Raw genomic sequence first — 26,275 nt, forward strand, 5'->3', positions numbered from 1 at the left:
CTCTTTTCCAACCAAAAAAAGTGCCGCCAAGACCAACCACCCAAGCGGGCAATCATCTTTGCGGCACAACTTAATCTTCAGTTAAGGCAAGCTCTTAAAGCTTACTTTTCTTCAAAACCTTCCGTTGCCGTTTCAGGATAGTTTTCCCGAACGATAGCGGCACAGCGGGCACAGAAGTGAGGGTAGTCTTTGTCGCTACCAACATCTTCCTTGGTCAAACGACAACGGTCACAGACCTCGCCAGCGGCTGGCGTAACCTTGACAGCGACGTGATCGAAGCTCAGCGCATCGGCTGGGGCTTGATCCAGGTCGGCAAAGTCTAAACCAGAAACCAGTAAGATTTGTTGCACGTCAACGTCCAACTTGTCCAGTAACGTCTTGGTTTGGTCGTCAATGTACAAGTCCAGGTGAGCTTCAGCAGCTTTCCCGATCAACTTGGCATTCCGGGCTTCTTCCAAGGCCTTCAGCACGTGGCTCCGCAGCTTCATGAAGTGATCCCAAGCAGAGTTTTCACTGCTGTCTTCGACTTCATTAGCGTCATCCATATCCAGTACCTTAGGCATTTCAGCCAATTGCACGAAGTCTTCTGGTTCTTGCAGGAATCCCCAGAGTTCTTCGGCAGTGTGTGGCAGGATTGGCGTGATCAGCTTCGTCAAACTAACGGCAATCTGGTAGAAGACCGTTTGCATCGAACGACGAGCCTCGCTGTCAGCGGCATCGATGTACAGGATGTCCTTGGCAAAGTCCAGGTAGAAGGCGGACAGGTCGGTCACGACGAAGTTGATGAGTTCCTTGTAGATGCTCAGGAAGTCAAAGTTTTCGTAATGCCCTTCCACGCTCTTCGTGAATTCGTTGAGCTTGTAAAGCATATGGCGGTCAACCGTGGTCAGCTGATCAAAGGCAACGGCGTCGGTCTTAGGATCGAAGTCGCTGGTGTTGGCCAGCAAGTAACGCATGGTGTTCCGCAGCTTCTTGTAGCTGTCGGAAATCTTGACGAAGGCTTCCGTAGAAACGCGAACGTCGGCTGAGGAATCAACGGAAGTGACCCAGAGGCGAACGATGTCGGCCCCCATCTTCTTGATGATTTCGTCAGGGGCAATCGTGTTCCCTAAGGACTTAGACATCTTGTGACCGTCTTTGTCCAACGTGAATCCTTGTGAAACGACCTGCTTGTAAGGCGCCTTGCCAGTAGCGGCAACACTAGTGATTAAACTAGAGTTGAACCAACCACGGTATTGATCGGAACCTTCCAGGTAAAGATCGGCTGGGAAGTCGAGGTAATCGCGTTCAGCCAAGACCCCTTGGTGTGATGAACCGGAGTCGAACCACACATCCATGATGTCGGTTTCCTTCGTGAATTCACCATTTGGTGAGTGTTCGCTGGTGAAGCCTTCGGGCAGTAAGTCCTTGGCCTCACGCTTGAACCAGATGTTTGAGCCATATTGGCCAAACAGATCAGCAACGTGGTCAACCGTTTCTGGCGTGATGATGGCTTCGCCGTCTTCACCATAGAAGATTGGCAGTGGCACGCCCCAGACCCGTTGCCGGGAAATAACCCAGTCGCCACGGTCCTTGATCATGTTGGCTAAACGCCGTTGGCCCCAGTCAGGCTGGAACTTAACATCCTTTAACGTTGCTAGGATCTCATCACGAACCTTGTCCACGGAAGCGAACCATTGTGGCGTTGCCCGGAAGATAACGGGCTTCTTCGTCCGCCAGTCAAATGGGTAGCTGTGTTCGTATGGCATGTAGTCCAACAAGGCATTGTTAGCCTTCAGCTTGTCCAACGCGATTTGGTTAGCATCTTCGTAGAAGACACCGTCAAAGTCGGGACCAGCTTCTTCGGTCATGTACCCTTGGTCGTTGACTGGCACTAGGACAGGCAAGTTGTACAGCTTACCCACGTTGAAGTCATCTTCCCCAAGACCTGGTGCGGTATGAACCAGACCAGTCCCGGAATCGGTCGTCACGAAGTCGCCTAACATAACGACTAACTTACGGTCGGCAATGAATGGGTGTTGGGCAATGATGTTGTCCATGTCTTGGCCCATCACTGTCTTCAAGACTTTGACGTCTTCCCAACCAAAGCGTTCGGCATTTTCGGCAACCAAGTCGCTAGCTAAGACGAACTTGCGGTCTTCACCAGCAGGTTGCACAACGGCATACTCGATGCCAGCATCGATGGTGATCCCTTCAGAAGCAGGAATGGTCCAAGGCGTCGTGGTCCAAACGACCAGGTAAGTGTCGTCGTCTAAGACGCCCTTCCCATCAACGACCTTTTCGCCAAAGAAGGCGGAAGGTGAGGTCACATCGTGGTATTCAACTTCGGCTTCAGCCATGGCTGATTCGGAAGACCATGACCAGTAGACTGGCTTCTTCCCCTTGTAGATCAATCCACGTTTAGCCATTTCTCCAAAGACCCGCACTTCAGCGGCTTCAAATTCTGGGTTTAACGTTAAGTAAGGATTGTCCCATTCAGCGGAAACGCCTAAACGCTTGAAGCCTTCACGTTGTTGGTCAACTTGCTTCAAAGCGTATTCGCGACAGAGGTCACGGAAGTCGGCAGTCGACATCTTCTTCCGATCGTAACCGGCCTTCGTCAACTGTTGTTCGATTGGCAGACCATGAGTATCCCAACCAGGAACGTAAGGTGCCCGGTAGCCACTCATTGACTTGTAACGAACAATAATATCCTTGGAAACCTTGTTCAACGCGTGCCCCATATGGATGGGACCGTTAGCGTATGGTGGGCCATCGTGTAAAATAAACGATGGCTTCCCCTCATTTAATTTTTGGCGGGCTTCATAAATCTTGTTTTCAGCCCAGACTTTTTGCCGTTCAACTTCTTTAACTGGCAAATTGCCACGCATTTTGAATTTGGTTTTACCCAGGTTCAACGTGTCTTTCACTCGCATACCGTCATTTCCTCCTTATGTTTAAGTCCTTCACGGTTGGTGAACCGGTGAGCTCAAGCTAGTGTAGCTAGCCTCAGCTCACCGGTCTACCGGACCGATTGTATCTTTTTTATTGTGCTCCGCAGTGCCTCCGGAGCAGTGAAAACGAACCGTGACGCTGAGGGCGGACGGTCAAAGCCACAGAGCGGTCTTTGACCTTGGATTTAAGCCGCAACAACCCGCGGCTCAAATCCACCAATCCACTAACCGGCAATCGCCGCTAAGTGGATTCCCACAACTGGGTCCATTTTCACTACTCCTGCGGCTGGCATAGCAGATTGGCTAGAACTAAGTTTGCCTCGCTTAGTATACCAGGTTGACTCTGACTAACTGGTAATTGGGGCTTCGCTGTCGACTATTTTCTGACAGGATTGCTAGTGCTACCTCTACCATCACTCAGCCGAAACGTGCGCCACAAGGCAGGTCCCTGCGCTTAACCCCACTAAGGAAAAATCCAGACCCGGGATTTTGCCCTTATTGACGTTAATGCTCTGTTGACCATTTTCTGGCAGGATTGCACTAGTGCTCCCCTACCGTCACACAGCCGAAACGTGCTCCAGCAGGCAACTGGTTGTGCTTAACCCCATCCAGGCCAAAATCCAAACCCGGGATTTTCACCTGGATGACGTTAATGCTCGCCAGCTAACCGCCTGCTTCTGCACTCTTTGCAAACAAAAAACGACCCGTCGCAAGGGACGAAGTCGTTCGTGGTACCACCCAAATTCAGAAGACGGTGGTCACCGCCTTCCCTCAAGGCACCGTATCGGGGCGCTTCCGCCGTTGCTTACTGTTAGTTCAGCCACGGGACTTGGAGAATGATACCAGCTAAAAAGAGGTGACGTTAGCCTTCCACCATCGCTAACTCGCTTGTGTCGTCTATTTTAGTTGACTGATTTCTCTGTCGTTTAATATTTATTGTTGGTCTTGATCAAAATGCGGTTGATCGTTGTCTGGGAAAATCACAACGGTCTCGCCATTATCATCATTTGAATCCGTCACCGGGGCTTCTTGGACTGGAGCATCATCTGCCACCGCCGTCTCACCACTTGGTTGGGATGTGTTTGAGTTTACGCCTTGAGCTGCATCATTGTCAAGCCGGTCGCCAACGACCTTCTTGATTTCTTCGTAGCTGGACATGGACCCTTCCTTTAACAGGCTGTCCCAGTCATTGGACTTAACCACTTCCAATTGGCTTTCCAGCATAACTTGCAGACGTTGACGGAAGACCCGGGTACTCTTCTTCAAGTCATCAGTCTCCACAGCCAACTTCTTGGCCCGCTTCGAAGCTTCGTCCATAATCTGATTGCCCTTGTTCGTGGCCTCAGAAACAATATCGGAGCTCTGCTTTTGTGCTTCTCTGATGATGATTTCAGATTCCTTTTGAGAATTAGCCTTAACCTTATCCGCAGCTTCTTGCGCAACCAAAATGGATTGGTTAAGAGAGTCCTTCAAGTCGTTAAAGTACTTGAGCTTCCCGTTCGCTGCATCTAACTGTTCCTCTAATTCCTTGTTGTGGTTCAACGTGATTTGGTAATCCTTGATGACTTGATCCAAGAAATCATTGACCTCATCAACGTTGTAACCACGCATCTTCGTGCCAAACTCTTTATTATGAATGTCTAATGGACTTAATACCATTGTGTTCCCTCCGCATCTATTTCTTCAACACCGCTAGGGTGACCCGAATTTTTTCCTTCTTCGTACGACCGGCAACCTCGTCTAACCGTACCCGACCGAACCCACGGACCGACACAATGTCAGCCACGTCCAGTTCGTAATCCGGCTTGATGGTTTCCGTCCAGTTAATTCGGACGTGGTTGCCCTCAATCAATTCCTTCGCGCGGTGCCGGGATAAATGGAAGCCGGTCCCCACGATGTTGTCTAACCGCAATGACGACAGGGTTGCGGACTCCGCTTCCCACTCATCTAACGGTTGAATCAACGCATCGAAGTCGCTGACCACCAGCCGGGCCTTGACGCGACCAATGTGGTCGACTTGTCCCGTCAGGTAATCGGCCATTGACGACTCCGTCACGACCTGCCACGTTTCGCCATCGGTTAGGATATCACCCAAGATTTCTCGTTCGATACCCGAACCCAATAACGTTCCCAGAATCTGACTGTGGTGTAACGTGGCGAATTTTACCGGATAATCCACCCGTAATAGGGTCAACTCGAAGTCTTTCTCTTCAGGTTCGTAATAATCCGGGAAGAACAGGGCCCGTTGCATCTCAGCCATCTTGTGACCGCCGCTAAATTGAACCTTCACGTCGGCACGATGGGCTAACGTGGTGGCAATATAGACTTGCCGTGGGTTCAAGAAATGCGTGAGGACGGGGCGGTATTCGTCCGCCACCTGTTGAAGCCAACCACCGACTGCATCGATAAACGGTGCTTCATCCGGTCGAAAATGTTGTGTGACGTTCTCATCCATGTCTCAAACCTCCCCTCGACTCATCGAATGAGTAAATTCAGTACAATGATATGCAGGTACTGCAAACCGTATTGAACCACCGATAGGACGATGATGGCCACGACTGGGCCAAATCCTAGTGGTCCAACCGAAATGAAATTAAAGTAGCCTAGAAACGGCTCGACCAGCCGACCAATGAATTGGCCTAACTTTGACTGGTAAGCCCCAGGCAACCAACTCATCAGCGCATATACCACGATCAACATGATATAGGCACTAACGACCCAGCCTAAAACCTGGAAAATCAAATTCACAATCGTTAACAAGGCGTCGCTCCTTTACTTCGTAAACTGTGTGCCTAGATTTGCTGCGACGTCGCCGCTAACTTCAAAGTTATGCGGGGTGCACAGAAAAATCTGCTCACCGATCCGCTTGATCTCGCCACCCACGGCAAATGCGGTCCCATTGAGGAAATCCACGATACGTTGGGCTTGTGGCTCATCGACCCGAGCAAAGTTCACGATGACGGCATCCCCGCTCGTGAGTTGCTTGGCAATCGACTTCGCATCAGAATAAATCCGGGGCTCACAAATGGCAATATGACTGGCATTGGGTTTTGCATTGCGCATGGCAACCACCTTTCGACTATCGACCGGCCGATTAGGGGTAGCTGGCGTTGGGTTCGCTACCGGGGCTGATTCGGGTTCCTGATAGTCTTCGTCATAATCATCGTTTACACCGAAAAATCTGCTAAGACTAAACTTATCCGCCATGGTTGGCCACTCCTCTCAATAACGACTCTTACCTGAGACGCCCTTACTTGCGCCGACGCTTGAAGAACGGTGGCGTGTCCTCGCCCTTGTTGCTATCATCAGCCGGTGCACTATCGTTGCTAGAGCTAGGGTTGAAGATGTTAAAGTCCGGCTTGTCGACCCCAGCAAATTCATCATGAGATGAACTAGCCTTGGGTTCTGGCCGATGGGCAGGTTCGCGGATGTCCCAGTTACCAAATGGATCTTGGTCTGCTTCATTCTTACTTGCTTGGTTATTTTGTGATTCAGTGTTGTGACCTTGTTGGTTGGCTTCACGCCGAGCAACCCGACTGTGTTGGGCAGCTTCGCGTTCTTCCTTCTTCTTGTCGATCCCAGTGGCAATCACCGTGACCCGAACTTCATCACCGAGTTCTTCGTCGATGGAAGTCCCGAAGATGATGTTGACATCGCTGGTTGCGGCGTCAGACACGATTTGCGAAGCGGCTTGGGCTTCAAACAGGGACAGGTCTGGCCCACCGGTGATGTTCAACAGCACTTGTTCGGCACCATCGATAGAAACTTCCAGCAATGGTGAGGAGATAGCCTTCTTGGTAGCATCCTCCGTCCGGTTTTCACCGTTAGCGGAACCGATACCCATCAAGGCAGCCCCTTGGTCCTTCATGACCGTCTTCACATCGGCAAAGTCCAAGTTAACATAACCAGGACTCGTGATTAAGTCAGAGATCCCTTGAACCCCTTGACGTAATACGTTGTCGGCTTCTTGGAAGGCTTCCATCATCGGCGTCTTCTTGTCGACGATTTCTAACAAACGGTTGTTGGCAATGACGATCAGCGTATCGACGCTTTCCTTCATGGCAGCAACCCCTTCAGCGGCGAAACGACCCCGCCGTGGGCCTTCAAAACTAAACGGCCGGGTAACAACACCCACCGTCAGAGCACCACTGTCCTTGGCGATTTTAGCCACAATTGGGGCAGCACCGTTACCGGTACCCCCGCCCATTCCGGCGGTAACAAAAACCATGTCAGCACCATCTAAGGCTTCCGTGATCTGTTCTTCGCTTTCTTCGGCAGCTTTTGCCCCAATTTCAGGGTTCGCACCGGCACCGAGACCCTTGGTCAGTTTCGGGCCAAGTTGAATCTTGGTTTCAGCCTTAGAGGCTTCCAAGGCTTGGACGTCAGTGTTGGCAACGATAAATTCGACACCCTTAACATCTTCGGCGATCATCCGATTGACGGCGTTGTTACCCCCGCCTCCGACACCGATGACTTTGATATTCGCGCCGTGATTTTGCGCTGAATCTAGTGAGTATTCCATATTTGTATTTCCTCCATCTCGCATTAGTCGAAGAAGTCGCTAAAGAACTTCCGGAACCCTTCAGTTCGCTTTTTCTTTTCTTTTGGTTGTTTGGCCTTCGAAGTCTGGCTAGATTGTGCCGGAGCATTGTCAGCAGCCTCTTGAGCGGCCTCTCTAGAACGAATCTCGTCAGTCTCATCGGCTAATTGGGTGGAGCCAGTCAAAGCACTCTTGATGAGCAGATCAATCTCGCTCAATCCCCCAAAGTATTTCACTAAGGCCAGAGCCAACGTGAACGATGGGTGCCGAAGCCCCATCTGATCGGGCACGTAGACCCGAACGTTGGTCCCAAATTCATCCGTGGCCAAGTCAGTGATGCCTGGTAGAGCAGCTACCCCACCGGTCAACACAATACCCCCCGGTAATTCTAAGGCTTGGACCTCGTCTAGATTAGACCGTAGACGTTGGAAAATTTGGTCGAGTCTGGCTTCAATGATTTCAGCTAAGTATTTTTCCGAAATTGGTGTGGGTTGGCTTTGGCCAACCACATCAACTGGGAATTCATCCTCGTCGCTAGCTTGCGTTGCATCAGCGTAACCATAATCGCGCTTGAGTTTTTCCGCGCTATCCAGGGAAGTGTTCAAGACCACCGAAATATCTTTGGTGATAAATTGTCCACCTTCCTGATCGACATCAATGTATTTTAATTGGTGGTCGTGAATCACGGCCGCCGTAGCTTGTCCGCCACCGAGATCAATCAAGATGGTCCCAAAGTCTTGCTCACCATCATTCATGACCATCATGCCTTGCGCCATCGGGTTGATAACTGTCCCACGCAGGTTAAGGCCGGCTTGTTCCACAGCTTTGCGGGTATTGTGCATGATCGTCTTAGGTCCGGTAAACAACGTCCCGTGAATTTCAAGACGTACCCCAACCATCCCTCGAGGATCCTTGATCCCGTCAAAACCATCGACCACAAATTCGTCGGCTAAAATGTCAACGACCTCGCGCTCCGGTGGTAAACTCTGAATCAATGCTGCATTTGCAACTGTCCGGACGTCACGCCCCGTGATCTCACGGGACTGATCGTCAATGGCAATCATGCCGCTACATGGTTCAATCTTTAACATATTTGCGGGAATCCCCACAATTACATCGTGAATTTCGATGCTGGCCTTCTCTTCGGCTTGTCGAACGGCGCGCTGAATCGCTTCAGCTGCCTTGTCAATGTCCACGATAACTCCGCGACTGACACCATTCGAACGTTCATTTCCCACACCAATAACGTTCATTTGCCCTTTAACATTCTCAGCAACAATGACTTTTATTGAGGTGGTTCCTATATCGAGACCAACGTACATCCCTGAATTATCCATAGAAAAAGGAACCTCCTAAGTTAATCTAATATCAACACTGCATGAATTCGCTTTTTCCCCTAATTATTTTTCAGTTTACCACATTTACTAGGGGTTGAAAAAGCCTAATTGACGCTTTTTCGCCGTTGCAATCAAAATGAATTATTTTGTAAAGGGGTACGAGTACGCCCCAACCTCCAAATTGACCACACCTTTTTGCTTCATTTTCGCCGCGATCCCCGGGTAATACGCCATTTTCTGGGCGAAAGTCGGGATGCTAGCGTAGACCTCATTACCATCATTCATGAACAGGTGGACCCGGTTCGGATTGTCCTTATTCGGGGCATCATGAATTTCACTGATACTTCGTTTAATTTCCGAATCGAGCTTGGCATATTGCAAGATCATCCGATGAAGGCTCTTGGTGTTCTTGAAATTACCGTAAACTGGTGTCCCACTTTTAGGCTGAGTCACCGATTGTTCACTAACAATACCATTTTCCAAGACTTCATAGTAACGATTTTGCTTCATGACATACCCCGCCGTGGCGTACTCGGTCACGTGGACCGTCGCCAGGTTGGGCCGCTGAAAATGAATGGTTACTTGCTTGAGGCGTGAATTCCGCCGGGGAGCCTGCCGCTCAAATTGCTTGGTATGCCCCCACAGCTTGAAGATCGAATCACCCGGTTGAATCTGCACCGCACGTTGCACGCGTTTGGCACTCAGCACATCAGCCCCAGTGACCGTCACCGTCTTAAAATGACTCAGTGGTGAGATTAGGTAGACCATGGCGAGAATCACTACCGTAAAGCTGGTCAACAGTATCGTTAACCGGCGGACCAACTTCCGGTTGCGCTGATGCTTCAACCGCGGTAACTTGTCCCCGATACGTTTAGCCTGATGAACCCACTTGGGGGCCTTGGCTTGCTTTCGCTGAGCCGCCGCCTTACGCTGGTAACTTTCCCAGGGGGTCAACGTTTCTTGTTGCTTCTTATCGTTGCGGTTCAAACGAAACTTCACAGCCGCACACCTCCCACTTGCTGGATTAGCGTGCTAGTCACGCTTGAGAGACAGAACCACATCCAAGACCCGGTCCGCAGCATCTGGGACACCTAACTGCTTGGAAGCTGCTGCCATATCTTGCCGTAAACCGTCATCGGTCATCAATTGGTCGGCCTTGGCAACGAGGCTCTCCCCGTTCAGGTCAGCTTCCTTGATGATTTCGGCGGCACCTACGTTGGCCAGGGATTGTGCATTCTTGGTCTGATGATCAGCGGTCACATAGGGACTTGGAATCAGGATGGATGGAATCCCATCGGCCGTGATTTCCGCAATACTCGTTGCCCCAGCCCGACCGACGATTGCGGCCACCTTGGGCAGAACTTCTGGCATGTTGGGAATGTACGGCTTCACCACGACATTGTCGCCCAGGGTCGTCGACTTGAGCTGTTCCATCACGCCATCATAGCGTTTCTGCCCAGTCACAAAGACCACTTGGTAATCCCGCTGATTAAAGGCAGGAATCGCAGCGACCGTGGCCGCATTGATTTTCAAGGCCCCCTGGGATCCCCCGAAGATCAGCAACGTTGGCACGTCATCTTTTAAATTGTATTCTTGCCAACTAAAGTTACTGACGACCTCGGCGGCTTCCTGCGCCCGCGGATTCCCCGTCTTCACCATTTTACTGGCTGGTAGTTGGTCCAACGCGGCGTCAAAGACGTAGGCGATCCGGTCCACGTAGCGACTCAAGAACCGGTTGGTAATCCCAACCACACTGTTCTGCTCGTGGATCATCGTGGGAACGTTCAACCGGCTAGCGGCGTACACGACGGCCCCGGAAACGTAGCCCCCGGTACCGACCACGACGTCCGGCTTAAATTCCTTGATCATCTTCTTGGTCTCGTGGACACTCTTCAAGAACAGATAGAGCGTCTTGAAATTTTCCAGTGACAGAGACCGCTTGAAGCCCTGAATTTTCGTTGATTTGAAGGGAATCCCCTTGGCCGGAACGATACTACTTTCCAATCCCCGTTCGGACCCCACGTAGAGGACCTCGGCGTCAGGATCGCGTTTCTTTAAAGCTTTGATAAGGGCCAGTCCCGGATAAATATGTCCACCGGTACCACCACCCGATACGATTAGTCGCATTTACTTTTCCTCCTGCTTACCCGTCAGATCTTCAACGGCCTTGATAAAGCGGTCGCCGCGAACCTCAAAGTTTGGGTATTGATCCCAGCTGGCATTAGCCGGCGACAGGAGAATGATGTCACCAGGATCACTCAGTTGGTAAGCCACTGGCACGCCGGCTTCGGCATTCTCAGCGAACTTGATGGTCTTGATACCAGCCTGCTTCGCTGCATCTTCCAGCAGCTTGGCTGTTTGACCGAAGAGCACGATGGCCTTGACGTGTTCCTTGAAGGCTGGCACCATCTTTTCAAAGGTGTAGCCCCGGTCCAGACCACCAGCAAGTAAGACGACTGGCGCCTTGAAGCCCTTCAATGCCATCTCGGTTGCTTCCATGTCGGTTGCCTTGGAGTCGTTGTAGTATTGACGACCCTCGGCTTCCAGCACATATTGGGTCCGGTGCCGCACACCGCCAAAGGTCTTCAGAACACTGACGATTGCCGCCGTGCTGACACCTTTGATCTTGGCTACAGCAATCGCGGCCAAGGCATTTTCGATGTTGTGGTCCCCAGGAACCTTGACATCACTGGCGGCCATAATTTTTTCACCACGGAAGTAAAGGTCGCCATCGGCCTCGTAAGCGCCATCCTGTGAGTTATCGGCCCGGGAGAATGGGACGACCTTGGCGGCGGATTGCTTGCTCAGTTCACGCCACTCTGGATTGTCGAAGTTAACCACGAAGTAATCGTCCGCCGTTTGATTGGCGGTAATCTTCATTTTAGCTGCGACATAATTAGCCCGCGTCTTGTGATAATCCAAGTGATTGGAGAAGATATTCGTCAAGACAGCGATGTGGGGATGAAATTCGGTCGTTCCCACCAACATGAAGCTGGAGACTTCCAAGACCAGCGTGTCATCGGCTGTAACCTCTTGGGCAACCATGCTGGCTGGGACACCAATGTTCCCAGCGTAAACCGCGTGGCCCGCCTGACGGTCGTGATCCAACATCTTTTGAATCATCGTTGTCGTCGTGGTCTTCCCATTGCTGCCAGTGACAGCGACCAATTCGGCTTCAGCGACTTCCCCAGTCAATTCCATTTCTGAAATGATCGGTAACTTTAAGTCCAGTGCCCGCTTTACAACCGGCACATCGTACGGAATCCCGGGATTTTTCACGATCAAGTCGTACCCGGCATCTAGCAGATCCGGCGTTTGTTCACCAAGAATCACATCAAAACCAGCCGCCTTAAGTTCCTGAGCATTCTGATTTTCTGCCAGTGGTTGGACATCACTGACGGTGACCGTAGCCCCCAAACGTTTTAATAATTTTGCTGCATTGGTCCCACTCTTGGCCAATCCCAAGACGAGAACCTTTTTCCCTGCATATGTCGTGATCTGCTTCATAACGCCGTTCGCTCTCCATTCATTTTTAGTGTTACTTATTTTGATATCGTTTAAATTCGGGCACATTGTCACCTGCGGCCGCCAGAGATTCCGCCTGCTGTGGGGACCGGCAAAAGCCTGTGAAGCGGTCTTTTACCTCGACTTTGAGCCGCGAAGTTCACCCGTCTCAAAGCTCGTCCCGCGCTGTAGTCTGGCAAAAAACGCCAAACAACACCGCCGTCACAGCTGGCTACATCTCCGGCCTCCTCCGGCTAAGCTAACTGTGTCCAAATTAAGCTTAACCAATGTTCATCCAGCGACTCTTGCCAGAAGACAATGTGTAACCCAGCAGCCGACACTTTTATCGAAACACCTATAAAAGATGAGTACCCCAAATTTGGCACTATCTCTAGTTTATCAGGTTCGCCGACTTATCTCACTAAATCTGCCAAAATCTGCAAGAAATCTTCGATATTCAGTGATTTTTGGGGTCAATATCGCTCGATTACCGATGGTCAGCAGTTAGTTCCCTGTGAATAGTCCTTAGATGGACTGCTGAGCCCGCTTCCGGAAATTCATGGCCAACTCACCATCTCCCACCAAGTAGCCGTAGCGGGCCACTATAGGGCACACTATCGCCATTAGCACCATTATCGATCACTACCGTTCTACCAAGTCAACGACTAACGTCAGCCGTGAGGACGGTGAAAATCGGCCCAGCTGTTGGAATTACCTTGGCGGCCTTGTCGCCAAGGTAATTGGTAGTTTCAAGACGCGGTATTCGGCTTGAAACCAAGTCCCGAGACCGTTCTATGGCTCGGAACGTCCACCAACGCTTACCGGCCGATTTTCACCGTCCAGTAGGCGCGGGTCACACTTATCTTAACCCAGCTAAACCGGCAGTGGACGAAAAAAGGCTAGCTTGGCCCTAACGAGCAAGCTAGCCCATTAGTCGTCCAGTCGTTAGTTGGCTAAGATGGCCCAGACACCCGTTAACGCGGTAATCAAGCCAATTCCCCAGAAAGTCAAATCAATCTTCCATTCACTCCAGCCCTTCATTTCGAAGTGGTGGTGAATCGGACTCATCAGGAAAATTCGCTTGCCCGTCAACTTGAATGAGGCAACTTGCAACATAACACTCGCCGTCTCAATCACAAAAATCAAACCGATCCACAGCAGGGACAGTTCGTGATGCAACAGAATAGAAACTGCCGCTAAGGCCCCACCAAGGGCTAACGAACCGGTATCACCCATAAAAATCTTGGCTGGCTTGTGATTAAAGATGAGAAAACCGAGAAGACTGCCGACTATGGCAAAACAGAAAATAGCAATGTTAATTTGATGCTGTTGGTAAGCCACGATCCCGTAGGCGGCAAAGGAAATGCTAGCCAACCCACTGACCAGGCCGTCCAACCCATCCGTTAAGTTCACGGCATTGGAGAAACCCACCAACCAAATAATAATGAAGATGGCGTACCAGCCACTCATGTGCCAGTCACCCAAGCCCGGTACGTGCAGAGCCATTGGTAATTGTTCGTGAGTGTAGACCCAGAATAGGATCAAGGCCCCCACGATTTGGCCAAGCAGTTTTTGCCACGCCTTGAGGCCTTCATTTTGGCGATGAAACAGCTTGATGCTGTCATCCCAAGCACCCAATGCCCCGTACAGGACCAGGATAAAGAGTAAGATCCAGGTCGTGGAGAGCACGTGGTGTGGGGCCAACGCCCAACTGGTAACCAGCGTCATCACGACAATGGCGATGATGTACAGCAAACCACCCATCGTTGGTGTCCCTGACTTTTTCTCGTGCCAGGTTGGTCCCTCTTCACGAATCATTTGCCCCTCATGTCGGGCTCGGAAGTACCGAATCAGTGATGGCATAAATGCCACGGTAATTATAAATCCACCCAACAAGGGCACTACTACATTCATCATTCTCTTTCTCAATCCTCATTCTTATTTATTTTGTTTCAAAGTTACCGTTAACGTTGCGCCAGAAGCGACAGTGGTTCCCGCCTTGATACTCTGCTTCGTGACGTAGCCATCCCCGGTAGTATTCAACTTCAATCCTTCAATCTGAGCTAATTTTACCACATCGCCCTTCGACCAACCCTTCAGACTCGGCAGAGCCACGGTACCACCCGTATTCAGGAAGACCCGCTGATTCTTATACAGCGTGGTTCCCGCCGAAACGGATTGCTTCGTGACTTTGTTCCCATTTCCGAGCAAAGTGATCGTCGCACCGGCCTTGGTCAGCGCACTCGTTGCGGCTGTCACGGTCCGACCGGCAACTAATGGCATCTTGGAGACTTTGGTCATCTTGGCTTCGGTATCCTCTTGTAAGGCCCGCGCCATGACCGGCTTCATAATGGAAGCCAGCAATTGCGTTGCGGTCTTACTCCCTAAGTGAGGTTGTTTCATGGTGATATACATCACGTACTTCGGATTGCTTGCAGGGACCATGGCCGCCACGGAATACAGGTAGTTGTCATCGCCTGACAGGTACCCTTTCCCGTTGCTGACCTGAGCGGTACCGGTTTTAACGGCGACCCGTTCTCCACTCATCTTATAGTCACTCCCAATACCATAACTCTTATAGACGACATCTTCCATATGTTTCCGAACAGTTTTCGCCGTTTTGGCCGAAATGGGGTTACCCACAACTGTTGGGGAATACTTCTTGACAGTCTTGTTGGTGTTAGGGTCCGTTACCTTGCTGATCACGTAAGGTTTCATCATCTTCCCATCATTGCTGACGGCGGTCAACCCTTGTAGCATCTGGAAGGCGGTGACCTGAATCCCTTGACCAAAGGCGGTATCGGCCTGCTCAATCGGCCGCTGGAAGGCAATGCTCCCACTCATTTCACCGGGTAACCCAGAGTTGGTGCTCTTCAAGAAGTGGAAACGATCGATGTACTTCTTCCAGGTCTTGGCACCCATCTGCTGTTCCAAGTGGGCCATGGCAACGTTACTGGAGAGGGCAAACCCCTTGTTATAGGTGATGGTCCCCCAACCAGCCGTATTCCAGTCAGGAACCGTCTGATTGCCAATGGCATATTTCCCAGATTGATAAGTAGCGTTCCCATTGTAATTCCCACTATCAATGGAGGAAGCCAACGTGAAGACCTTCATCGTTGACCCCGGTTCGTAGGCGTCCTGAACCAGCGTGTCCCGCCAGATGTCGCCTAGTCCCTGCTTCGTGCTGGCGTTAAACGTCGGCCGTTGCGTAGCGGCAAGGATGGCCCCGGTCTTGGCATTCATCAACACAGCATTCATCGAATTGGCCTTGACCTGGTTCTGAACGCTACTCATTTCGGTCTCTAATAACGTCTGCAACCGGGTATCTAGCGTTGTATACACGTTATCCCCGTTCTTAGCTTTCTTGGATTTCTGCTTGGTCCCAGGTAACTGGTAACCATACATATCCTTCTTAATCTTCTGCGACCCATTCGTTCCAGTCAATTGCTTGTTAAAGGCTTGTTCGATGCCCATCGACCCCGTCAACGTCGTCTGACCCTTATCGTTGGTCTTCGCCTGTGCTAGGCCAACCAGATGAGAGGCAAACGTCCCGTTAGGATAGAGCCGGGATTCCTGTTGAATGAAATTGACTCCGCTCAGATGCTCCTTTTGAATCTTCTGCTTGGTGGTCAATGAAATATTCTGCCCGGCCGTCCCGAATTCCACCTGGAAAGGATGTCCGGAACTGGGATTCAGGATCTTCAAGGCCTTATCGCGACTGATTGGTAAATTTTTGGCCAAAACGGTCGCAATCTTTTCCTTGTTAGTGGCATACAGTTTCTGCCCGTCCACGCTCTTCTGCCGCTTGTCCAGCACCACGTAAAGTGAGTACACACTGGTATCCTCGGCAATCGCCTGGCCGTTGGCGTCGTAAATAGTGCCCCGTTTGGCCTTGAGGGTCTCATTGGCCGTGTAGAGCTTCTGGGCGGAAGCACTCAGGTTAACGTTTTGAACCTTCTTACCAATGGAGATATACGAAAAGCGACCAACGATGAGTATAAATACAGCAATGAAAAGGAAAAACAGAAACTGGCCAACGTACTTCCGGTTCCTGCGGGGTTGCTTATTCATCATTTGTCGCTTATTTGGATCTTTCATTATTTGTTTACATTCCTTATGCGGTCATTTTGGAGAGACAGACCTTGCTTTTTGGCAATTTTATCAAGTCGACTCCGACTCTGCAACTCATTTATTTGCTGTTGCTTGTTGGTGTTGCGATTGGTATAGGTCGTCACAGCATTGTTGACGCTTTGCAATTCATGCTGGGCGTTGCTCATCGAGATCTTGGCAGAAACGACACAGACCATGAGCACGGCCAAAACAATGCCGCACACGGTCATCAAACATTTTTCAAATTTCGAAACCGGTAACTTTTGGCTATTCGGGTTGCCTTGGGGCTGAACCTGAGGCTGTGCCTGGCGTTGCGGTTGTTCTATGTTTGGGCGTTGTTGAGGTTCCGGAGTTAGGGGAACAGCTTCAGCTAAATTATTTTGCGCCATAATTGATCATCATCCTATGTCAATATTTAGTGATTGATTTAACTATTTAACTTTTTCTAAAATTCTTAATTTGGCACTGTGCGCGCGATGGTTTGCTGCCAATTCTTCCTCGGAAGGCGTGATTGGTTTGCGGTTAACCAACTTGTAGTTGGGCTGCAAATTATCAGGGATTACCGGAATACCGTGGGGGAGTTCTGGCAATGAAGAGTTTTCACGAAACATAGTCTTAACGAGTCGGTCTTCCAACGACTGGAAGGTAATAACGCTGACCCGTCCGTTCAGGGCCAACAAACCAATTGCCTGTTCCAGGGAATCCTCAAGGGCTCCCAATTCATCGTTGACGGCGATTCGAATCGCCTGAAAGACCTTCTTAGCAGGATGTCCCCCGTGCCGACGAGCGGCCGCGGGAATCCCTTCTTTAATAATTTCAACCAATTGCCCGGTCGTATCGATAGGCGCGGTGGCCCGGTGACGCTCAATAGCTCTGGCGATTGGCTTAGCGAATTTTTCTTCGCCATAGCGATGGAAGATCCGCATCAGGTCGTTGAATTCCCATTCATTGACCACAATCCACGCGGTCAGCTTCGCACTCTGATCCATCCGCATATCCAATGGCGCATCATGCTGGTAGCTGAACCCACGGTCGGCTTCGTCAAATTGTGGCGAAGAAACACCAAGGTCGTAAAGAATCCCATCGACCTCGGTGATGTTCCGGGCGTTCAGTTCCTCTTTGATTTGGCGGAAATTGCTCTTGATAAAAGTTAACTTTCCGGCTTCAACATACTGCTTTAAATGTTCTTGATTGTAAGTAATGGCTGTCTGATCTTGGTCAAATGCATAGAGATGACCTGTTGTTAACTGCTCCAGAATGTGTTGGCTATGACCGCCGCCACCGAGAGTGCAGTCAACGTAGGTGCCCGTTGGCTTGATGTCTAACCCCGCCACTGCTTCATTTAACAAAACCGTTACATGATGAAAGTCTTCCATGAACACTCTCCCTTCCCGAGCTACATCCCGAAGTCGATTAAATTTTCGGCGATATCGTCGAAATCTTCTTCGGCGGCGGTGGAGAACTTGTCCCACCGTTCTTGACTCCAAATTTCAAAGCGATTGGCCACACCGACGATGACACATTGTTTAGACAACGCGGCGTGGTCCTGTAAAGACTTCGGTAGATTAATACGCCCTTGCTTATCCAATTCACACTCCGTCGCAGCGGAGTAGAAAAAACGGACAAAGGCCCGAGCATCCTTACGATTTACTGGCAAGGCTTTCAATTTTTCTTGCAGCGCTGCCCACTCGGACATTGGGTAGCCGAATAAACAACCATCCATGCCTCGGGTCACCACAAATTGTTCACCAAGCTGCTCCCGAAATTTCGCGGGGATAATGAGTCGGCCTTTGGTATCGATTGAATGTTCAAATTCGCCCATGAACATGGCCATTACCCCCTATTTGTAACTATTGTCAAGTTTACCACATGCCCCCACTTTCTACCACAACGTTTCCGAATTTTTATAAATTTCCCCACAAAGCTTAAAAAAGCCGCGGCGAACATTTGTTCACCGCGGCTGAAAGCCCTTCATATTTCACCAAAAAACTGGTTCCATAATCAAAATTATTAATATTTATGCATTAGCTAACTAATTACAAGTAAAAAGCATACAATGAATCCTAACAACCAATACAGGTCGGTCAACCGCCAAAAAGTCTTGAAGAAGCTGCTGTATAGGATTTCATGATTGCGGACAGCCTGCAGCACAGCAACAATGATGCCGATAGCCATCCAGCCGATGACCAACCAGGGCATGATGACCCCTGAGCCGGCGGGAATCAGGTTCAGAGCGCCCAACAAGAAGAGCGGTGCCATCAGGTCCCAGGTACTGAGGCCCTTGGGCCAGCGTTTCCGCAACAAGGTCTTTACACCCCGAATTAACAAAAACCCAATCGCCAGAATCGCGAGTTGGCCTCCCGGTGATGTCCAAAACTTCATTTTACTTCCCCCCACTGCTAGTCTTCGTTATATTATAGAGATTTCGGCGACCACATGCAATTCAGATTTGTAACAACTCCTTGACAAGTTCGCTGTAGCTGTTGCAATTCGAGCGGTGCCACGGTAAACTAGTTGAGTAAAATGGGACGTAAAGAGGTGGCTATTCACGTATGGAAAAGAAAAAGAAATCAACATTCCAAAAGATTCTCAACGTTTTTGTTTGGATCATGATCATTGCAACAATTGGGTCACTTGTTTTCGGTGCCATTACCGCATTCATGAACTAATTAATGCTACGAGGCATCCTGCACGGTAAAAATACTGTGGTGGGATGCCTTTTTATTTTTGCATAATATCCAAAATACGTGGTTGGACTGACGACGCGTCACACACCGTCAGGTTTAACCGAAAATCCGGTTATTTTTGCTTGTGATTATGTTAACTAAATGAATTAACTAAATTGACCGCCCTGCGTTGACATCTTTTTTTATAGGGATCACGTCATTTCCACTATTTTTCTGAAGGACTAATCTAAGCATCCCTCTCCGATTTTTACCTAAAAAGCACTGACTAAACTTGCCGCTTACTCAGGCCCATTTAGTCAGTGCTCTTAATTTTTGAAAGTTCCATCCACGCTATCGACAATCGACCAGTGCCCCCAATTGTTGCGCAATGACTTGCCGATCAGGCACCGGCCGTTCAATGGCCGTTAAGAGCTTACCAGCAATTGCGTCGACTGCCTCACCCAATTCGTCCGTCACCAACGTGCCATATAGTCGTAGTAACGCTTGTAGGCTACAAAAGTCTGCCTGCCACTGCATGTCTCGCTGTGGATTGTTCAATAGATTCTCTGTCAGTCGCCGGATATTCTGATCGGCGCATTGCCGAGTCGCCCGCTCTTTTTTCTTTGTTTGACCACCCGGCAAGAAGACCGCTATCACCGTGAAGAATCGTTCGCCGACATCTTCAGCCCAGTTAGACCTCGTCCCCAAATCCATAGAAAAAGCCTCCCCCATTTAGTTAATAGGATACGCCCATTAACTGTGCCGACCAACGATTGCGACGGCTAGAAGGAGACTTGGTAAAGTTATTTAGTTAAGTTACAAGGCTACTCGGACGAATCCGGCTGGTCAGCCGAACTGTCGGGTTGCTTGTAGACCTGGCGGGGTTTACTCCCCTCCTGTGGGCCAATATAGCCACGCTGTTCCAGATCGTCCATGATCCGTGCCGCCCGGTTGTAACCAATCCGGAAGCGTCGTTGCAGGAGTGACGTGCTGGCCTTCTGCTGATCGACTACAAATTTTAACGCGTCATCGAAAAGCTCGTCATCACTGTCACCAGCGTCTTCCTGCTGAATCTCCTCGTCAGTGACCATCATGTCTTCATCGTAGTCCGCAGTCTGTTGCTGCTTGATGAAGTCGACCACGTTCGATACGTCCTCGTCGGGAATAAACGCCCCCTGCACCCGGACTGGCGAATTGGCGTCAACTGGCTGATAGAGCATATCCCCCCGACCGAGTAGTTTTTCCGCACCGTTGGTGTCGAGGATTGTCCGTGAATCAATTCCGCTGGACACAGCAAAGGCAATCCGAGATGGCACGTTGGCCTTGATCAGACCGGTAATAACGTCAACCGAGGGCCGTTGCGTGGCTAGAATCATATGGACCCCGGCAGCCCGCCCCATCTGTGCCAGCCGAATAATGGCGTCTTCCACTTCGCTGGAAACGGTCATCATCAAGTCGGCCAATTCATCGACGACAACGACGATGTAAGGCAAGGTCGGCCGCGCCTGATCATCCTCCGCATTTGCCTTCTGGACAAAGGCATTATAGCTTGAAATTTTCCGCTGCCCGAACTGTGAAAAGAGTTCGTAGCGGCGTTCCATTTCTGCCACAACCTTGTGTAGCGCCCGCGCCGCCTTCTTCGGTTCAGAAACCACCGGTGTCAGGAGGTGGGGAATGCCATTGTACACACTGAGTTCAACCTTCTTGGGGTCGATCAACATTAGCTTAACTTGATCCGGCCGAGCGTTCATTAAAATACTGGTAATGATGCCGTTGATGGCCACGGATTTCCCACTCCCAGTTGCCCCAGCAATCAGAAGATGGGGCATCTTGGTGAGATCCATACTGACGACCTGACCGGTAACGTTACGCCCCAGTGGGACCTGTAACGGCTTATTCGGATGTGCCGGTTGGGCCTCGACCACGTCCCTAAAGGCTACGGTCGAAACTTCCTTGTTAGGCACTTCGATACCAATCAGAGATTTCCCTGGAATCGGCGCCTGAATCCGAATACCTTTGGCTGCCAGCGCCAATGCGAGATCATCCGCCAAATTAACGATCCGTGAAACCTTGACTCCAATGGCCGGATGCAATTCATACTCGGTCACGGACGGTCCCAGACTGACGTTCTTCACTTCGGCGTCCACCCCAAAGCTATCCAGCGTCTGCTTTAAAATCTTGGTGTTGGCATCGATAGCGTTAACTTCTTCCGTCTGATCAGTTGGTGGCACCTGTTTTAACAGATCCGCCGTGGGCAACTGGTAGTTCGGATCGACCGGCGTACTATTGACTAGGCTAGCCTCAGTATCATCGGCATCAGCTGAATCCGCTGGTGCCGCACTGGCCGGCACCTTGGGTTGTTCGTTCGCCACCGTAATGTGGTAACTCGGCTCCGGTGCGGCTGATTTGGCCTCTGCACGGGGCGTCGGCAAATCCTTGGCATCCGGGTCCATTGGCGTCATAATGGCTGGTTTGGCGGGTTTAGGTTTAACCGCCGCGCGCTTTTCACGTTGCTGCTGAACCTTCTCATTACCACGTTTCAAGGCATCGCTACTGGCTTGGACGCCGTGATGCAGCGTCTGCCAAATGGTTTGCAACCAGCGTTGAATATCAGCAAAGGGAATCTGGAAGAAGACGATGACCCCACCGATCATGATCAGCCAAGAGGCAACCTGTGCCCCCACTAAGGCGATCAGCCAAGCAACAATACTCAGCTCAAAGGCCCCGATGGCCCCACCACCGAGTTGTGAGGTTAAGCCGCCACTCCACAGGTCGGCCAAGCCGGATTGCCAGGTGGTCGCCAAGAATTGACTGTGTTGGTTGACTTCAATAAAGTGATTGGCGGTAATCCACAGCAGCCACCCGCCATAGATCAAGCCACCACCTATCCAATAGTGGCGTTTCAAATGCGGCAAGACGCTGGTGACGGTCAACGCCGCACCGACGGCCCCAATCAAAACCAGCCCAAATTGGTAGGTATCCCCAATGAATAGACGAATTAAGTTAGCCCATAGCGTTCCTAACAAGCCTAAATTAAAGAGCCCCAGTGCCGCTAATGCTAGTAACACTAAACCAACCACATTGCTGGTGTACGGAAAAGGCTGCTTTTTCGTTGTCCGCCGCTTGGTCGGCTTACGTTTAGTTGGCCGGCGCCGTGACGTCTTTCGTTTCGTAGCCAAGAAGCGGCCCCCTTTCGTTTTTCAAAATTATTTCAATTTATCGTGTGGATACTTATGGACCCGTTCCAGCTTTGGAAATTGTTGTTGCCGCAGGACTTCGTAAATCACGATTGCGGCCGAATTTGACAGGTTGAGTGCCCGAATATGGGTGTCATCTTGGGGAATCCGAATACATTTCTCGGCGTTTTTCCGCATGAAGGGCTCGGGTAACCCAGTCGTTTCCTTGCCGAATAGGAAGTAATGATCATTATCGTTCAGACTGTAATCGGGTTCGGTATAGTCCTGATCCGCAAATTTTGACACTAAGTATAGCTGGGTTGGATCGGGAATCGACGCCAAAAATTCTGGTAAGTTTTCGTGATAACGCACGTCAACTTTATCCCAGTAGTCCAGGCCGGCCCGCTTCAAATGGGCGTCGTCCACTGAGAATCCCAGGGGTTTGATCAAATCTAAAATCGTATCGGTCCCGGCACACGTCCGGGCAATGTTCCCCGTGTTAGCAGGAAAAAGTGGTTCAAATAAGGCAATATGGTTAGTCATACTCTCTCTCCGTTCTGTCTATCAAACATTCGTTCTGTTCCATCATTATAGCCATTCTGGTAGGCTTTTGACAAGGGTCCAAATTTATCGCTGGCATCGCCGACGGCAGCTAGGGGTTCCACCTGCTATGGGGACCGCTTCCAGCCAAAAGACGGGCTTTCAGGTCGACTTGAAACCACAAAAGCTCACGTGTCTATATGTACGTCACACAGTAGAACCGCTTTTCGAGGTGCTGAGGTAAACTCAATCCAAGACGGAGGCAGCCAGAATGGAGCCAGCCGTGACGATGGTGTTAGTTCGGGCGCTTTATCCCGGACTTACAGCATGGGATGACCTTGAAGACACACGACTTTTGTGTGGCTTTAAGGCAAGCTGGAAGCCCGTCTTATGGCTGGAAGCGGTCCCCACAGCAGGCGGAATTCTGGCAGCCGCAGGCGACTGTGACACCACGATTTTTAACCTCAGCGCAGAAAAAAAGCAGTTCCTCGGTGTGGGCACGGCGAGGGGCTGCTTTAGTGAAGTGCTACTTGTCAGTCGCTAACAGCTTGCGCTGATGTCGACCGCCAAACGATTTCTCATTGGTAAATATAACACCGCTCTGTCAGGTTCGCAAGCTTTTTGCGTAAGATTCTTTAACGTTTCGTCTAATTCACTTGCGTACTTAACAAGGTCACGTCGACCGTGATGTGGGCGAACGGGTTGGCCTTGACCTGCGCCAGTTGGGCCTCATCGGCTCCCCAGTGCATCGGTGTCATCAACATGAGATCCGCAAACAAGTCGGTCGGAACTGGCACCTGGTAACGAATCCGTTGTGCGGTTGCCTCTGGATAATGTTGCTTGAACAAGCCTAAGACATTTCCATTATCATAGGTCGCGTGGGCACTCCCCGCTGGGAAAATGGCCTGTCGCAACTCAATCAGGTAATCTGAGTTTGGAATCACCTTCAGTAAGTGACCACCTGGGGCAATGACCCGATTGAACTCCTTGTAAGCCGATGGTGAGAAGAGGTCTAACACCGTGGTGAAGGCGCCGTCGCTAAATGGCATTTGCGCTAAGTCGGCCACGCAGAAGAATGCGGGTCCGCCCAGCTGGGTTGCCAAATTAATGCCGGGTTTGGAGAGGTCAAAACCAATCACCGTGTCGCGGTTATCGCGTCGTTGTAGCACATCGGCCAACGGCGTCCCTTCGCCACATCCCACGTCCAGAATCGTTTGGGGGCTAGCCGGCATCTGTGCGGCAAACTCTTCAGTGATTCCAGCAAAGAGCCCTGCTTGCAGCATGCGTCGCCGAGCGGCTAACATGTCATTGTCGTATTCACTCTCGACTGCCCGTTGCATGAAGTACAGGGTCCCCTTCTTTGAGAGGTCAACGTTGTGGCCGTTGGGACAGACCAAGCTGTGCCCGTCAACGTGGTCGTATGGAGCCAAGCACACGGGGCAGCGGAATAAGTTTACATGGGCCGTTAGGAACGCGGCCGCTTCATCAATCTTTTTCATCAGGTGTCGTTTCTCCTTGTTCAGTCACGGGTGCCGGTGCTTCCGTTGCTTCATCGTAGCCGCCCACAAACTGGCGGTACCATTGGAAACTTTCGGTCGCAGCGACGCGAATCACGGCGTATCCTGGAATCCCCAGAATCACACCGAGCACGCCAAAGGCTTTCCCGGAAATCAGTAAAATAAAAATAATCGTTAATGGATGAATTTTGAGTGAGCTTCCCAGAACGAAGGGTGAAATGAGCCGACCTTCCAGCGTTTGTTCAACGATGAATACGATCAGCACTTTCACCAACATCCAGGGGGACACAAAGGCAGCCACTACGACAGCCGGTACCATGGCCAGGAAAGAGCCCAGGTAAGGCACCAGGTTCAGTACGCCCGCCACAATTCCCAGCAGCAAGGCGAAACGCAAGCCAACGATTAAGAAACCAACGTAGAACAACATCGCAACGATAAACGCCACGATCAACTGTCCCCGCACGTAGTTACTGACTTGCCGATTCATTTCCACTAAAAGATGCTTAGCCGATTGCCGATGTTTGATTGGCAAAACTTTGGCCAGGTAATCCGGTAGCTGGTGGCCGTCTCGCAACAGATAGAACAGAATAAACGGCGCGGTAATCACGCCAACCGCAATCGAGACGACCCGGCTGACGATACCGCCAACCGAGCTGACCGTACTCTGCGCGAAGCTCGAAACGGCCGCTGAAGAGCTATCGGACAATTGCTGATTGAATTGGTCCAGTTGCGACTTCAAGCCGCTCAACCGATCATCTTGGAGCCACGTTGAAACCATATTGGTAGCGTCTCGCCAATAGTGCGGCCACTCGGCAATCAAGGTCGTCAGCTGTCGCTGAACCATTGGAATAAGGCTCCCGATTCCCCAGACCAGTAACAGGGCGATGATCACGAAGAGTCCTAGGGTCGACCAGGTTCGGCCAATGTGACGTTTTTCCAAAAGGTCGACCAGCGGATTTAGTAAATAGTAGCCGACGCCAGCAAGAATAATTGGTAACCCGACGATCTGCCAGACCAAAACAAACGGTGTGGCGAGCCATGGGACTTTACTTAAGACTAGTAAAATGAGTAAAATAAGAAGCGTAATTGTTAGTATCGAAACTAAACGATTATTCACGACCCAGTTCCAGAACCAGGAACGTGTTTTACGTGTATCTGATTTCAATAACTTCACTCCCGTTAATAGAGTGCGTTCATTGTACCATATCGTCAGTGCCATTGACGAATTTCTAACTTGAGAAAGGATTGACGATTTTGCTGTTAGTTGAACCGTTACTAGAGAATTATCCGCAACTCCCCGCTGCCGTCGAGGCTGGTGCCAAACGCGTCGCCTTAGCCGATAACTTGGCAGTCGGTGGTACCACCATTAGTAAGGGGGTCATGGGTGAAGCCGTTCGTTACGCCCACGAACACCAAGTCACGCTGGACGTTGTGATCGCTCCTCGCGGTGGTCACAGCCCTTACGATGATGTTGAGCTGAAGATGATGGAAGCCGACCTGCTAGAGGCTCAGCAACTCGGTGTGGATGGTGCCATCTTCGGTGCTCTCGACCGCCAACATCATCTCGACCAGGAGGCCCTGCGTCCCCTGATTGCCGCTGCTGGCGGGATGACCATGACCTTTAGCACGGCGTTCGACCAGATTCGCCCGCAAGACCGTGGCGCCGCTGTAGATTGGTTAGCCGATCAAGGCTTCGAGCACATTCTGAGCACTGGTCTCGCTAATGAGAACCGCTTGGAAGATTGGACCATGACCAAACGACTGACAGACTCCGTGGGTCTTACCATGATTCCCGCTGGCGTTACCGCTAACGAGATCAAGGGGATTGCTGATCAGTTGGGAACCAACCTTTTCTATGGTAAGAAAGTTTTAGCACTCTAAACACCTAAGGGCTTCACCGCTGTTGACCAGCGATGAAGCCCTTTTACAATCCACGAACACCCACCAAGCCA

At 50.7% G+C, this 26,275-nt stretch carries 24 protein-coding genes; 3 read left to right on the top strand and 21 right to left on the bottom strand.

From position 1 onward, the window contains the following. Window positions 1-101: 101 nt before the first annotated feature. The 16 genes from ileS to EKM73_RS00695 all read right to left on the bottom strand — a co-directional run bounded on the left by ileS (window position 102) and on the right by EKM73_RS00695 (window position 18,806). Window positions 102-2,915: an isoleucine--tRNA ligase gene (gene ileS, locus EKM73_RS00620; protein ID WP_125700078.1), complete on the bottom strand. Its 2,814-nt coding sequence runs from the start codon at window positions 2,913-2,915 to the stop codon at window positions 102-104. Window positions 2,916-3,866: 951 nt separating this feature from the next. Further along, a complete protein-coding gene (locus tag EKM73_RS00625; RefSeq protein ID WP_125700079.1) occupies window positions 3,867-4,592 on the bottom strand; it encodes a DivIVA domain-containing protein in 726 nt (241 codons plus the stop codon). A gap of 16 nt (window positions 4,593-4,608) precedes the next feature. After that, window positions 4,609-5,388, bottom strand: a complete 780-nt coding sequence (locus EKM73_RS00630; RefSeq protein WP_125700080.1) for a YlmH family RNA-binding protein — start codon at window positions 5,386-5,388, stop codon at window positions 4,609-4,611. A 20-nt stretch (window positions 5,389-5,408) separates the two neighbouring features. Then, window positions 5,409-5,693 carry a YggT family protein gene (locus tag EKM73_RS00635; RefSeq protein WP_125700081.1) on the bottom strand — a complete coding sequence of 95 codons (285 nt, stop codon included), beginning with the start codon at window positions 5,691-5,693 and terminating at the stop codon, window positions 5,409-5,411. Window positions 5,694-5,705: 12 nt separating this feature from the next. Then, the gene (locus EKM73_RS00640; RefSeq protein WP_125700082.1) at window positions 5,706-6,140 is read right to left on the bottom strand and encodes a cell division protein SepF; all 435 of its coding nucleotides are present in this window, start codon (window positions 6,138-6,140) and stop codon (window positions 5,706-5,708) included. A 43-nt stretch (window positions 6,141-6,183) separates the two neighbouring features. Further along, window positions 6,184-7,455: a cell division protein FtsZ gene (gene ftsZ / locus EKM73_RS00645; protein ID WP_125700083.1), complete on the bottom strand. Its 1,272-nt coding sequence runs from the start codon at window positions 7,453-7,455 to the stop codon at window positions 6,184-6,186. A 23-nt stretch (window positions 7,456-7,478) separates the two neighbouring features. After that, entirely contained in the window at window positions 7,479-8,810 is a 1,332-nt protein-coding gene (gene ftsA, locus EKM73_RS00650) for a cell division protein FtsA (RefSeq protein ID WP_125700084.1), read from the bottom strand. Window positions 8,811-8,951: 141 nt separating this feature from the next. Further along, window positions 8,952-9,809: a cell division protein FtsQ/DivIB gene (locus EKM73_RS00655; RefSeq protein WP_125700085.1), complete on the bottom strand. Its 858-nt coding sequence runs from the start codon at window positions 9,807-9,809 to the stop codon at window positions 8,952-8,954. Between the two features lie 33 nt (window positions 9,810-9,842). Then, on the bottom strand, window positions 9,843-10,937 hold the full coding sequence (gene murG, locus EKM73_RS00660) for an undecaprenyldiphospho-muramoylpentapeptide beta-N-acetylglucosaminyltransferase (RefSeq protein ID WP_125700086.1): 1,095 nt from the start codon (window positions 10,935-10,937) through the stop codon (window positions 9,843-9,845). Further along, window positions 10,938-12,317 (bottom strand): UDP-N-acetylmuramoyl-L-alanine--D-glutamate ligase, encoded by a 1,380-nt coding sequence (gene murD, locus EKM73_RS00665; protein WP_125700087.1) that lies wholly within the window; start codon window positions 12,315-12,317, stop codon window positions 10,938-10,940. A 942-nt stretch (window positions 12,318-13,259) separates the two neighbouring features. Then, a complete protein-coding gene (gene mraY / locus EKM73_RS00670) occupies window positions 13,260-14,231 on the bottom strand; it encodes a phospho-N-acetylmuramoyl-pentapeptide-transferase (protein WP_164508807.1) in 972 nt (323 codons plus the stop codon). A 21-nt stretch (window positions 14,232-14,252) separates the two neighbouring features. After that, window positions 14,253-16,412, bottom strand: coding sequence for a penicillin-binding transpeptidase domain-containing protein (locus EKM73_RS00675; protein ID WP_125700088.1), 2,160 nt, complete (start codon window positions 16,410-16,412; stop codon window positions 14,253-14,255). Continuing rightward, window positions 16,412-16,813, bottom strand: coding sequence for a cell division protein FtsL (gene ftsL, locus EKM73_RS00680; protein WP_125700089.1), 402 nt, complete (start codon window positions 16,811-16,813; stop codon window positions 16,412-16,414). The genes EKM73_RS00675 and ftsL overlap by 1 nt, the downstream gene beginning before the upstream one ends. Window positions 16,814-16,855: 42 nt before the next feature. Continuing rightward, on the bottom strand, window positions 16,856-17,800 hold the full coding sequence (rsmH, locus tag EKM73_RS00685; RefSeq protein ID WP_125700090.1) for a 16S rRNA (cytosine(1402)-N(4))-methyltransferase RsmH: 945 nt from the start codon (window positions 17,798-17,800) through the stop codon (window positions 16,856-16,858). Between the two features lie 20 nt (window positions 17,801-17,820). After that, entirely contained in the window at window positions 17,821-18,252 is a 432-nt protein-coding gene (gene mraZ / locus EKM73_RS00690; RefSeq protein WP_020088820.1) for a division/cell wall cluster transcriptional repressor MraZ, read from the bottom strand. A 200-nt stretch (window positions 18,253-18,452) separates the two neighbouring features. Next, complete coding sequence (locus EKM73_RS00695; protein ID WP_125700091.1) at window positions 18,453-18,806, bottom strand: DUF3397 family protein; 354 nt, start codon at window positions 18,804-18,806, stop codon at window positions 18,453-18,455. 170 nt (window positions 18,807-18,976) lie between these two features. Between EKM73_RS00695 and EKM73_RS00700 the strand changes: the two genes are divergently transcribed. After that, entirely contained in the window at window positions 18,977-19,093 is a 117-nt protein-coding gene (locus tag EKM73_RS00700) for a DUF4044 domain-containing protein (RefSeq protein ID WP_020088822.1), read from the top strand. A gap of 348 nt (window positions 19,094-19,441) precedes the next feature. Here the strand turns inward: EKM73_RS00700 and EKM73_RS00705 are convergent, their stop codons facing one another. The 3 genes from EKM73_RS00705 to EKM73_RS00715 form a co-directional block, all read right to left on the bottom strand. Beyond that, complete coding sequence (locus tag EKM73_RS00705; protein ID WP_125700092.1) at window positions 19,442-19,804, bottom strand: hypothetical protein; 363 nt, start codon at window positions 19,802-19,804, stop codon at window positions 19,442-19,444. Between the two features lie 110 nt (window positions 19,805-19,914). Beyond that, the gene (locus tag EKM73_RS00710; protein ID WP_125700093.1) at window positions 19,915-22,269 is read right to left on the bottom strand and encodes a DNA translocase FtsK; all 2,355 of its coding nucleotides are present in this window, start codon (window positions 22,267-22,269) and stop codon (window positions 19,915-19,917) included. A 27-nt stretch (window positions 22,270-22,296) separates the two neighbouring features. Then, on the bottom strand, window positions 22,297-22,809 hold the full coding sequence (locus EKM73_RS00715) for a tRNA (cytidine(34)-2'-O)-methyltransferase (protein ID WP_125700094.1): 513 nt from the start codon (window positions 22,807-22,809) through the stop codon (window positions 22,297-22,299). 268 nt (window positions 22,810-23,077) lie between these two features. Here EKM73_RS00715 and EKM73_RS00720 point away from each other — a divergent pair, with 268 nt between their 5' ends. Next, window positions 23,078-23,350 (top strand): hypothetical protein, encoded by a 273-nt coding sequence (locus EKM73_RS00720; protein ID WP_191988603.1) that lies wholly within the window; start codon window positions 23,078-23,080, stop codon window positions 23,348-23,350. A gap of 103 nt (window positions 23,351-23,453) precedes the next feature. Here EKM73_RS00720 and EKM73_RS00725 read toward each other — a convergent pair whose 3' ends face one another. Both EKM73_RS00725 and EKM73_RS00730 read right to left on the bottom strand, forming a co-directional pair. Further along, on the bottom strand, window positions 23,454-24,305 hold the full coding sequence (locus EKM73_RS00725) for a methyltransferase domain-containing protein (protein ID WP_125700095.1): 852 nt from the start codon (window positions 24,303-24,305) through the stop codon (window positions 23,454-23,456). Continuing rightward, on the bottom strand, window positions 24,292-25,488 hold the full coding sequence (locus tag EKM73_RS00730) for an AI-2E family transporter (protein WP_125700096.1): 1,197 nt from the start codon (window positions 25,486-25,488) through the stop codon (window positions 24,292-24,294). The genes EKM73_RS00725 and EKM73_RS00730 overlap by 14 nt, the downstream gene beginning before the upstream one ends. Before the next feature lie 89 nt (window positions 25,489-25,577). Here EKM73_RS00730 and EKM73_RS00735 point away from each other — a divergent pair, with 89 nt between their 5' ends. Further along, window positions 25,578-26,204 (top strand): copper homeostasis protein CutC, encoded by a 627-nt coding sequence (locus EKM73_RS00735; protein ID WP_125700097.1) that lies wholly within the window; start codon window positions 25,578-25,580, stop codon window positions 26,202-26,204. The last annotated feature ends 71 nt before the right edge of the window (window positions 26,205-26,275 follow it).

Origin of the sequence: Levilactobacillus fuyuanensis, from assembly GCF_003946395.1 — a bacterium.
Lineage (GTDB): Bacteria > Bacillota > Bacilli > Lactobacillales > Lactobacillaceae > Levilactobacillus > Levilactobacillus fuyuanensis.

Excerpts from the sequence above, each read along its gene's own strand:
- murG (WP_125700086.1), bottom strand. The coding sequence starts at position 10,937 with ATGCGACTAATCGTATCGGGTGGTGGTACCGGTGGACATATTTATCCG.
- ftsA (WP_125700084.1), bottom strand. The coding sequence starts at position 8,810 with ATGGATAATTCAGGGATGTACGTTGGTCTCGATATAGGAACCACCTCA.
- EKM73_RS00625 (WP_125700079.1), bottom strand. The coding sequence starts at position 4,592 with ATGGTATTAAGTCCATTAGACATTCATAATAAAGAGTTTGGCACGAAG.
- EKM73_RS00675 (WP_125700088.1), bottom strand. The coding sequence starts at position 16,412 with ATGAAAGATCCAAATAAGCGACAAATGATGAATAAGCAACCCCGCAGG.
- EKM73_RS00720 (WP_191988603.1), top strand. The coding sequence starts at position 23,078 with ATGGAGCCAGCCGTGACGATGGTGTTAGTTCGGGCGCTTTATCCCGGA.
- ftsZ (WP_125700083.1), bottom strand. The coding sequence starts at position 7,455 with ATGGAATACTCACTAGATTCAGCGCAAAATCACGGCGCGAATATCAAA.
- rsmH (WP_125700090.1), bottom strand. The coding sequence starts at position 17,800 with ATGGAAGACTTTCATCATGTAACGGTTTTGTTAAATGAAGCAGTGGCG.
- EKM73_RS00640 (WP_125700082.1), bottom strand. The coding sequence starts at position 6,140 with ATGGCGGATAAGTTTAGTCTTAGCAGATTTTTCGGTGTAAACGATGAT.
- EKM73_RS00700 (WP_020088822.1), top strand. The coding sequence starts at position 18,977 with ATGGAAAAGAAAAAGAAATCAACATTCCAAAAGATTCTCAACGTTTTT.
- mraY (WP_164508807.1), bottom strand. The coding sequence starts at position 14,231 with ATGATGAATGTAGTAGTGCCCTTGTTGGGTGGATTTATAATTACCGTG.
- EKM73_RS00725 (WP_125700095.1), bottom strand. The coding sequence starts at position 24,305 with ATGAAAAAGATTGATGAAGCGGCCGCGTTCCTAACGGCCCATGTAAAC.
- murD (WP_125700087.1), bottom strand. The coding sequence starts at position 12,317 with ATGAAGCAGATCACGACATATGCAGGGAAAAAGGTTCTCGTCTTGGGA.
- EKM73_RS00715 (WP_125700094.1), bottom strand. The coding sequence starts at position 22,809 with ATGACTAACCATATTGCCTTATTTGAACCACTTTTTCCTGCTAACACG.
- ftsL (WP_125700089.1), bottom strand. The coding sequence starts at position 16,813 with ATGGCGCAAAATAATTTAGCTGAAGCTGTTCCCCTAACTCCGGAACCT.
- EKM73_RS00695 (WP_125700091.1), bottom strand. The coding sequence starts at position 18,806 with ATGAAGTTTTGGACATCACCGGGAGGCCAACTCGCGATTCTGGCGATT.
- mraZ (WP_020088820.1), bottom strand. The coding sequence starts at position 18,252 with ATGTTCATGGGCGAATTTGAACATTCAATCGATACCAAAGGCCGACTC.
- ileS (WP_125700078.1), bottom strand. The coding sequence starts at position 2,915 with ATGCGAGTGAAAGACACGTTGAACCTGGGTAAAACCAAATTCAAAATG.
- EKM73_RS00705 (WP_125700092.1), bottom strand. The coding sequence starts at position 19,804 with ATGGATTTGGGGACGAGGTCTAACTGGGCTGAAGATGTCGGCGAACGA.
- EKM73_RS00630 (WP_125700080.1), bottom strand. The coding sequence starts at position 5,388 with ATGGATGAGAACGTCACACAACATTTTCGACCGGATGAAGCACCGTTT.